Source organism: Delftia sp. RIT313, from assembly GCF_000632165.1.
Lineage (GTDB): Bacteria > Pseudomonadota > Gammaproteobacteria > Burkholderiales > Burkholderiaceae_C > Comamonas > Comamonas acidovorans.
In genome coordinates this window covers 1-9,122 of the sequence record NZ_JFYT01000118.1, presented here as the reverse complement: position 1 = coordinate 9,122, position 9,122 = coordinate 1, and the positions used below count along the sequence as shown (strand labels likewise).

Genomic DNA, 9,122 nt, shown 5'->3' with positions numbered 1-9,122 from the left:
TGAGCAGCATGACAACAAGTTATGCCTGATGACCATAGCAAGTTGGTACCACTCCTTCCCATCCCGAACAGGACAGTGAAACGACTTTGCGCCGATGATAGTGCGGGTTCCCGTGTGAAAGTAGGTCATCGTCAGGCTCTTACAGCCCAAGAAACCCCGTAGCCCAAAGCTACGGGGTTTTTTGCATTGGGGTGCAGAAAACGGGAAACAGGCAGAACAGCCAAAACGGACAGCCAACCGAACATCCAAAACGGACATCCCAAAAAAAGAGAGCGCTGACGCGCTCTCTTTTTTTATCCTGAATGCGCAATGCTTCAGAGCGGCAGGCATTCACCCTGTACAAAGACCTTGAGTTCACCCGACTGGATTGATGTCCAGGTTTCATTCTTGGTCAACGGTGCAGTGACGATGATGGCCACACGGTCCTGTGGTGTGGTCTCCCGGGCGAAGTCCACGGTCAGGTCCTCATCCGACAGATGGGCCTGGGCAAAGGGGTGGCGACGCTCGATGTAGCACAGGTGTGTGGTGGCATGGGCCCACAGCGCTTCGCCGTTGGACAGCAGGAAGTTGAAGGTACCGTGCGGCGAGATGCGCCTGGCCAGTTCGCGCAGCGTGTGCGTGAGTTCCTGGACGCTGGGCAGGCCGGCATGGGACTTCCAGAGCTCCTGGAGAATCCAGCAGAAGGCCTGCTCGCTGTCGGTATTGCCTACCGGATGGAAGTGGGCATGCAGTTTGGGAGCGAAGCCCTTGAGATCTCCGTTGTGGGCAAAGACCCAGTTGCGGCCCCACAGTTCACGCACGAAGGGGTGGCAGTTCTGCAGGCTTACTGCGCCTTGCGTGGCCTTGCGGATGTGGGCGATGACGTTGCGGCTCTTGATCGGGTACTCGCGTATCAGCTTGGCGATGGGCGAGTCGATGGCGCGCTCATAGCCGACGAAGTGGCGCAGGCCCTTGTCCTCGAAGAAGGCGATGCCCCAGCCGTCCGTATGGTCGCCGGTATTGCCCGCCCGCTGGGTGAACCCCGAAAAGCTGAAGCGCACGTCGGTGGGCGTGTTGCAGTTCATTCCAAGCAGCTGGCACATGGCGGTATCGTTGTTTGCGTAGTTCAAGCCATAGCCTAACGCCTGGCGCGGCAGCTGCAAGCACAATGCGGGGCAACGGCAAAAAAACGGAACACACCCATGCCCATCCTCTGTCTGCATACGGCGCACAGCAACGCCGTGATCTTCGAGCAGGCTGCTGCCGAACTGGGCTGGCCGGCCCACTCAATCGTTCATCAGGTGCATGAGGAACTGCTGTTGGAGGCGGAGGCTGCAGGTGGCATGAATGCGTCGCTTCGGCAGAAAACGGCAGGGCAGCTCGATGCGCTGGCAGACCATGCCGATATCGATGCCGTGCTGCTGACCTGCTCGACCCTGGGCCCGGCCGTGGCGGATTGCCGCAGTGGCAAGGTCTGGCGTGCCGATGGCATGCTGGCGCGCAAGGTGGCCGCTGCCTTGCAAAGTGACCCCGAATCGCGCATTGCACTGCTGTGCGCCGCTCCCACGACGTACGAAGCCACGCGCAATCTGTTCATGGGAGAACTGCAGCAGGGCAACGCAGATCAACGCATGCAGCTGCAGTGTGTTGAAGGGGCCTGGGCTCTTTTTCGCAGTGGTGATGTCGCCGGCTATGTGGCGTGCATGGCCGATGCGGCTGTTCAGGCCCATGCCGCTGGTGCTACCCAGGTGGCCCTGACCCAGGTGTCCATGGATGGCGTTGCCAGGCACTGGAAGCCAGATGCCTCCATGCCTGTGCCCTGGACGGTGGCTGGGAGTGCACTGCAGGCACTCATGGAAATACGGGATTAAAGACCAGGTTTCATGAAAAAAGGCAGCCAAAGCTGCCTTTTGCATGCATTGAGCGAAAGATCCTCAGCTGCGTTCGGACCAGAGCTTGCCGCCCGTGGCCCAGTTTTCGCGCTTGATGTCGGTGATCAGGATGTCCACCGATTCGGGCGAGCCACCGAGGACTTCGACCGAGACGCGCGTGATCTCTTCGACCAGCTTGCGCTTTTGTTCGACGGTGCGGCCTTCCATCATTTCGACGTGGTATGTGGGCATGTCAATCTCCTCAGGGATCAAGTTCTAGGGGGTTGGGTCGGCGACATCATATCGGCCGACGCGGGCGGTCGAGACTTGTCGGTGCCAAGCGCGCAGGCGGGGCACAGGCAGGCCTTGTTGCGCATGGGCTCCGGAATGCGGGCCAGTGCATCGGGTGCCACCGGGGTGTCCATGCACCAGCAGTTCAGCGGATCAACGCCCGCAAGAATGGCGCATTGATTGCTGCGGCCGCACAGCGGACACAGATTCGCATCGGGGGGAGGGGCACTCATCGTGGTTCCGAGTGTAGGCCCATGAAAAAAGCACCTCAGGCAAGCCTGGGTGCTTTTGCAGCCTTGGGCGCCGCCAGATGTCAGGCGGCTGCCTTGACCTTCAGGCGCCAGGCATGCAGCAGGGGCTCGGTGTAGCCACTGGGTTGCTCCTTGCCCTTGAAGACCAGGTCACAGGCAGCCTGGTAGGCCATCGAGGTGTCGAAGTGGCCGGCCATGGGCTTGTACGGCGCATCGCCCGCGTTCTGCTGGTCAACCACGGCGGCCATGCGCTCGAAGGTCTCGCGCACCTGGGCCTCGGTCACGATGCCGTGCTGCAGCCAGTTGGCGATGTGCTGGCTGGAGATGCGCAGCGTGGCGCGGTCTTCCATCAGGCCCACGTTGTGGATGTCGGGCACCTTGGAGCAGCCCACGCCCTGGTCCACCCAGCGCACCACGTAGCCGAGGATGCCCTGGACGTTGTTGTCCAGCTCCTGCTGCTTCTCGGCGGCGCTCCACTTGTCTTCCTTGACCACGGGCACCTGCAGCAGGTCGGCCAGGATGGTGGCGCGCTCGGCGTCGGCATTGGTCTGCTCCAGCTGCTTTTGCACTTCGGCCACGTTGACCTGGTGGTAGTGCAGGGCGTGCAGCGTGGCGGCCGTGGGCGAGGGAACCCAGGCGGTATTGGCGCCGGCCTTGGGGTGGCCGATCTTTTGCTCCAGCATGGCCTTCATCAGGTCGGGCATGGCCCACATGCCCTTGCCGATCTGCGCCTTGCCGCGCAGGCCCAGGCCCAGGCCCACGAGCACGTTGCTGCGCTCATAGGCGGCCAGCCAGGCGCTGCCCTTCATGTCGGCCTTGCGGACCATGGGGCCGGCATACATGGCGGTGTGCATTTCGTCGCCCGTGCGGTCCAGGAAGCCGGTGTTGATGAAGGCCACGCGCGATGCGGCAGCGGCAATGCAGGCCTTGAGGTTGACGCTGGTACGGCGCTCCTCGTCCATGATGCCCAGCTTGACGGTGTTCTCGGGCAGGCCCAGGACCTTTTCCACGCGGCCGAACAGCTCGCTGGCGAAGGCGGCTTCCGCGGGGCCGTGCATCTTGGGCTTGACGATGTAGACGCTGCCCGTGCGCGAGTTGCGGATGCCGTTGGCGCCCAGACCCTTGATGTCATGGACGGCAATGGCCGTGGTGACCATGGCGTCCAGGATGCCCTCGGGAATTTCCTTGCCGCTGCCCCAGAGGATGGCCGGGTTGGTCATCAGGTGGCCGACATTGCGCACGAACATCAGCGAACGGCCATGCAGCTTGACGGGCTTGCCATCGGCGCCCGTGTACTCGCGGTCGGCGTTCAGGCCGCGCGTCATGCTCTTGCCGCCCTTGTCGAAGGTTTCGGTCAGCGTGCCCTTGAGGATGCCCAGCCAGTTGGCATAGCCCACCACCTTGTCTTCGGCATCCACGGCGGCCACGGAGTCTTCCAGGTCCAGGATGGTGGACAGGGCAGCTTCGACCACCACGTCGGCCACGCCGGCGGCATCGGTCTGGCCGATGGACGTGGTCTTGTCGATGCGGATGTCGATGTGCAGGCCGTTGTTGAGCAGCAGCACGGAAGAGGGCGCCGCGGCATCACCCTGGTAGCCGACGAACTGGGCGGTGTTCTTCAGGCCCGTGGTGCCGCCGCTCTTGAGTGCGACGACCAGCTGGCCAGCTTCCACGCGATAGCCGGCGGCATCCTTGTGCGAGCCCGATGCCAGCGGGGCTGCCTGGTCCAGGAAATCACGTGCGAAGGCGATCACCTTGGCGCCGCGCACGGGGTTGTAGCCCTTGCCCTTTTCCGCGCCACCGTCTTCGCCGATGGCATCCGTGCCGTACAGCGCGTCATACAGCGAACCCCAGCGCGCGTTGGCGGCGTTCAGCGCATAGCGGGCGTTGAGAATGGGCACGACCAGCTGGGGGCCGGCCTGGATGGCCAGTTCCGCATCCACATTGGTGGTGGTGGCCTTGGCGTCCTTGGGCTGCTCGACCAGATAGCCGATCTGCGTCAGGAACTGCTGGTAGCCGGCCATGTCGGTGATGGGGCCGGGATGGGCCTTGTGCCAGGTGTCCAGCTCGGTCTGCAGGCGGTCACGCTCGGCCAGCAGGGCGGCATTGCGAGGAGCCAGATCGTTGACGATCGCGTCGAAGCCTTTCCAGAACGCCTCGGGAGCGACACCGGTGCCCGGGAGCACTTGTTCATTGATGAAACGGTGCAGCTCTGTAGCGACCTGCAGGCTGTGGGCTTGGGTGCGATCGGTCATGGTGGGAACCCCGGGTTGGATGGATGGAAAGGCTTGGCAGACCCTTTTCGGGCCTGACTATAAGGAATACTTTATTAGATTTATTTGCGTACATAAATAGACCATAAATCTTAAAACTCGTGACTTTTACGCAAAAATGTGGGAAGGTTATGCGCGCGCCAAAACCGGCCGGCTTTGGCACGCAGCCCTATGCATGGTGCACATGGAGGACAGCCAGTGCCCACTATGCAAAAAGGCGAGTCACAGGAGACGGGTGTGCGGTCGCATGCCCCACAAGAACACGGAAAAGAAACGGACAGCGGTCATGGACAAGCTCAAGGCATTCGAGTCATTCGTATCGGTGGCAACGCGCGGCAGCCTCACGGCCGCGGCCAAGGCGGAAGGCGTGGCGCCGGCCATCATGGGGCGGCGCCTCGATGCCCTGGAAGAGCACCTGGGCGTCAAGCTCATGGTGCGCACCACGCGGCGCATCTCCCTCACGCATGAGGGCAGCGCCTTTCTTGAGGATTGCCAGCGCCTGCTGTCCGATGTGTCCAACGCCGAGGCCAGTGTCAGCGCGGGCGGGGTCAAGGCCACGGGCCACCTGCGCATCACGGCGCCGGCGGGCTTTGGCAGGCGGCACGTGGCGCCTCTGGTGCCGCTCTTTCGGGACCTGCACCCGGATGTGACGATTTCCCTGAACCTCAGCGACCGCGTGGTCGATCTGGCCGGCGAAGGCTTTGACTGCGCGGTGCGCGTGGGCGATCTGCCCGACTCGGCCCTGGTCAGCGTGCGCATTGCCGACAACCGGCGCCAGTGCGTGGCCACGCCTGCCTATCTGGAGCGCCGGGGCACGCCGCGCCACCCCAGCGAGTTGACCCAGCACGACTGCCTGACGCTGTCCAGCGACGCCTCGCAGACGCGTGGCTGGGCCTTTCGCATCCCCCATCCCGACAGCGGCACCAGCGAGGTCGTGCACTTCAAGCCGGGCGGTCCGCTGGACTGCTCCGACGGCCAGGTACTGCACGACTGGTGCCTGGGCGGCTGGGGCATCGCCTGGCGCAGCACCTGGGAGGTCGAGGCCGAGATCACCTCGGGCCGCCTGGTGGCCGTGCTCGAAACATTCGCGGCACCGCCCAATGGCATTTTTGTCGTCTTTCCCCAGCGCAAGCACATGCCGCTGCGTGTGCGGCTGTGGATCGACTATCTCAAGCACCACTACGAGCAGCCGGATTTCTGGCGGCGTACCCACGCGGCCTGAGCGGGCCGCCCAGCAAGGAGGAATAAGCATGGCAGTGTCGATAGCGACGAAAGCGGTATCCGCAACGCAGGGCGCGGCCCGAGGACGGCGGCGCTGGATGCGCATGGCGCTGGGAGCCGCCTGCCTGGGCATGGTGGCGGGCTGCGCCGTCCAGGGGCCGGGGCAGGGCCGGCCGGACGGGATGCGGCAGGGCGCGGTGCCTGCCGGCATCGTGAGCGTGACCTTTGACGATCCCTCGCGGTTCGACGCCGGGCGCAACGGACCCCAGGAGTCCGAGAAGGCGCGCCGCGCCTGGGTCGATGCGCTGGCCCAGTTCCTGGCCGAGCGTGCCGCGCCCAGGCTGCCCCAGGGCCAGCGGCTTGAAGTTCACCTCACCGATGTGCAGCGCGCAGGCGGCTTCGAGCCCTGGCGCGGGCCCCAGGCTGCCGATGTGCGCATCGTGCGCGACATCTACCCACCGCGCATCGACCTGCGCTTCAAGCTGCTGGGAGCCGATGGAAAGCTGCTGCGAGAAGGCAGCCGCCAGCTGCGCGACGCCAGCTTCATGATGCGCCCGGACCTGTATCCCAACGATCCCCTGCGCTACGAAAAGACGCTGCTGGACGACTGGGTGCGCGCGGAACTGGGGCGCTGACCGGACCGCAGTGGTCTACCGATTGCCTCGGACATCACGATGGCAGTCCCCGTTTCTGGCGTAATGGACACTTGGCCCAAGAGGCCCAATTTCTATACGGATTCCCCATGACGATAGAAGCCATCCTGGCCAGCCTCCACCTGCTGGCCATCCTCACCTTCGTGGTGTTCCTGTCCAGCCAGGCGGCGCTGTGCCGCAGCGAGTGGATGAACGCCGCCGTGGTGCAGCGCCTGGCGCGGCTGGACATGATCTATGGCCTTGCCGTGGTCTTCCTGGTGCTCACCGGCATCGCCCGTCTGGTGTGGGGCGTCAAGGGCATGTCCTGGTACGTCTCGCAGCCACTGTTTCATCTGAAGATGACTTTGTTTGTCGTCGGCGCGCTGCTGTCGATCAAGCCCACGCTGGCCTTCCGGCGCTGGCGCCGCGCGCTGGATGCCGGCCAGGGCCTGCCCCAGCCGGCCGAGGTCGCCAGCACGCGCCGCTGGGTGATGTGGCAGGCCCATGTGGTGCCCGTGATCGCCGTCGTCGCGGTGTTCTGGGCGCGGGGCATGTAGGCTCCGTTTTCCTGTCCGGCGGCATGGGGTGGGCCTGCCACGTAGAATCCGCCGATGCTCTCCGTCAAACAGGAACTGCTCGCGGCTCTGGCCGGCGAGCTTGAAACTTTGTCGCCCGGCGCCGGTGCCCGTGCCGCTTTTGAATCCCCCAAGGTGGCTGCCCATGGCGATTTCGCCTGCACGGCCGCCATGCAGCTGGCCAAGCCGCTCAAGCTCAACCCGCGTTCGCTGGGCGAGCAGCTCAAGGCTGCGCTGGAGGCCACGCCGTCCTTCCAGCGTTGGGTCGATGCCATCGAGATCGCCGGCCCCGGCTTTCTGAACATCCGCCTCAAGCCCGCCGCCAAGCAGCAAATCATCCGCGAAGTGCTGGAGCAGGCCGAGAAGTTCGGCTGGCTGGCCGACCGTGGCGCAAAGATGCTGGTCGAGTTCGTCTCCGCCAACCCCACCGGCCCGCTGCACGTGGGCCATGGCCGCCAGGCCGCGCTGGGCGATGCCATCTGCAACCTCTATGCCACGCAGGGCTGGGGCGTGCACCGCGAGTTCTACTACAACGACGCGGGCGTGCAGATCGACACGCTGACCAAGAGCACGCAGCTGCGTGCCAAGGGCTTCAAGCCCGGTGACGAATGCTGGCCCATCGATCCCGAGAATCCGGCAAGCAAGGCCTTCTACAACGGCTCCTACATCCAGGACATCGCCGACGACTTCCTGGCCCGCAAGACCGTCAAGGCCGATGACCGCGAATTCACGGCCAACGGCGATGTCGAGGACTACGACAACATCCGCCAGTTCGCCGTCGCCTATCTGCGCAACGAGCAGGACAAGGACCTGCAGGCCTTCAACCTGCACTTTGACGAGTACTACCTCGAATCCAGCCTCTACACCAATGGCTATGTCGAGGACGCGGTGCAGCGCCTGATCGCGGGCGGACATACCTACGAACTCGACGGCGCGCTCTGGCTCAAGTCCACCGACTACGGTGACGACAAGGACCGCGTGATGCGCAAGCAGGACGGCAACTACACGTACTTCGTGCCCGATGTCGCCTACCACATCCAAAAATTCAAGCGCGGCTACTCCAAGGTCGTCAACATCCAGGGCACGGACCACCACGGCACCATCGCGCGCGTGCGCGCCGGCCTGCAGGCCGCCGACGTGGGCATCCCTGCCGGCTATCCCGACTATGTGCTGCACACCATGGTGCGCGTGGTGCGCGGCGGCGAGGAAGTCAAGATCAGCAAGCGCGCCGGCTCCTACGTCACGCTGCGCGACCTGATCGAATGGACCAGCAAGGACGCGGTGCGTTTCTTCCTGCTGTCCCGCAAGCCCGACACCGAGTACACCTTCGACGTGGACCTGGCCGTGGCCCAGAACAACGACAACCCCGTGTACTACGTGCAGTACGCCCATGCGCGCATCTGCTCGGTGCTGGCCGCCTGGGGGGGTGACGCGGCCACGCTCAAGGACGTGGACCTGTCGGCGCTGGAAGGCCCGCAGGCCCAGGCGCTGATGCTGCAGCTGGCCAAGTACCCGGCCATGCTGACCTCGGCCGCAGAAGGCAATGCGCCGCACGACGTGACGTTCTACCTGCGCGAACTGGCCTCGCTGTACCACAGCTACTACGACGCGGAACGCATCCTGGTGGACGACGAAAAGGTCAAGCTCGCCCGCCTGGCGCTGATCTCGGCCACGCGCCAGGTATTGCACAATGGCCTGGCAGTGCTGGGCGTCTCGGCCCCGCAACGCATGTAACTTCGAGCGACAAGCGATCTATGAAGACACAGCAACGTGGGGGCACCGTCATCGGTCTCATCATCGGTATGATCGTCGGGCTGGCAGCAGCCCTGGCCGTCGCCGTCTATGTGACCAAGGTGCCCGTGCCCTTTCTCTCCAAGGGCGGCAAGACGGCCGACCAGGACGCGGCCGAGGCCCAGCGCAACAAGAACTGGGACCCCAACGCGCCGCTGCAGGGCAAGAACCCGGCGCCGCCACCACCGGCCGCCGTCACGCCCAGCCTCCCCGGCAGCACCGCACCAACCACCCCCAC

9 protein-coding genes, 1 rRNA gene and 1 pseudogene are annotated in these 9,122 nt (G+C 64.5%); 7 read left to right on the top strand and 4 right to left on the bottom strand.

Annotated features, from left to right (window positions below):
• Positions 1–24: 24 nt before the first annotated feature.
• Positions 25–137 (top strand): 5S ribosomal RNA (gene rrf, locus BW39_RS29595).
• A 177-nt stretch (positions 138–314) separates the two neighbouring features.
• Here the strand turns inward: rrf and BW39_RS29590 are convergent.
• Positions 315–1,082 carry a class II glutamine amidotransferase gene (locus tag BW39_RS29590; RefSeq protein WP_012202593.1) on the bottom strand — a complete coding sequence of 256 codons (768 nt, stop codon included), beginning with the start codon at positions 1,080–1,082 and terminating at the stop codon, positions 315–317.
• Positions 1,083–1,181: 99 nt separating this feature from the next.
• Here BW39_RS29590 and BW39_RS29585 point away from each other — a divergent pair, with 99 nt between their 5' ends.
• Entirely contained in the window at positions 1,182–1,850 is a 669-nt protein-coding gene (locus BW39_RS29585; protein WP_043825932.1) for a hypothetical protein, read from the top strand.
• A gap of 63 nt (positions 1,851–1,913) precedes the next feature.
• Here the strand turns inward: BW39_RS29585 and BW39_RS29580 are convergent, their stop codons facing one another.
• The 3 genes from BW39_RS29580 to BW39_RS29575 all read right to left on the bottom strand — a co-directional run bounded on the left by BW39_RS29580 (position 1,914) and on the right by BW39_RS29575 (position 4,647).
• Positions 1,914–2,102, bottom strand: a complete 189-nt coding sequence (locus BW39_RS29580) for a 4-oxalocrotonate tautomerase (protein ID WP_012202595.1) — start codon at positions 2,100–2,102, stop codon at positions 1,914–1,916.
• Positions 2,103–2,119: 17 nt separating this feature from the next.
• A complete protein-coding gene (locus BW39_RS30765) occupies positions 2,120–2,374 on the bottom strand; it encodes a cysteine-rich CWC family protein (protein WP_081816319.1) in 255 nt (84 codons plus the stop codon).
• 80 nt (positions 2,375–2,454) lie between these two features.
• Positions 2,455–4,647 (bottom strand): malate synthase G, encoded by a 2,193-nt coding sequence (locus BW39_RS29575; RefSeq protein ID WP_043825929.1) that lies wholly within the window; start codon positions 4,645–4,647, stop codon positions 2,455–2,457.
• A gap of 304 nt (positions 4,648–4,951) precedes the next feature.
• Here BW39_RS29575 and BW39_RS29570 point away from each other — a divergent pair, with 304 nt between their 5' ends.
• The 5 genes and pseudogenes from BW39_RS29570 to BW39_RS29550 all read left to right on the top strand — a co-directional run.
• Complete coding sequence (locus tag BW39_RS29570; RefSeq protein WP_013804758.1) at positions 4,952–5,887, top strand: LysR family transcriptional regulator; 936 nt, start codon at positions 4,952–4,954, stop codon at positions 5,885–5,887.
• Between the two features lie 28 nt (positions 5,888–5,915).
• Positions 5,916–6,521 (top strand): DUF3016 domain-containing protein, encoded by a 606-nt coding sequence (locus BW39_RS29565; protein ID WP_013804757.1) that lies wholly within the window; start codon positions 5,916–5,918, stop codon positions 6,519–6,521.
• 107 nt (positions 6,522–6,628) lie between these two features.
• Positions 6,629–7,075 carry a DUF2214 family protein gene (locus BW39_RS29560; RefSeq protein WP_012202600.1) on the top strand — a complete coding sequence of 149 codons (447 nt, stop codon included), beginning with the start codon at positions 6,629–6,631 and terminating at the stop codon, positions 7,073–7,075.
• 54 nt (positions 7,076–7,129) lie between these two features.
• Positions 7,130–8,827, top strand: a complete 1,698-nt coding sequence (gene argS / locus BW39_RS29555) for an arginine--tRNA ligase (protein ID WP_043825927.1) — start codon at positions 7,130–7,132, stop codon at positions 8,825–8,827.
• A 20-nt stretch (positions 8,828–8,847) separates the two neighbouring features.
• Positions 8,848–9,122: pseudogene (locus BW39_RS29550) on the top strand (SPOR domain-containing protein); the annotation flags it as partial.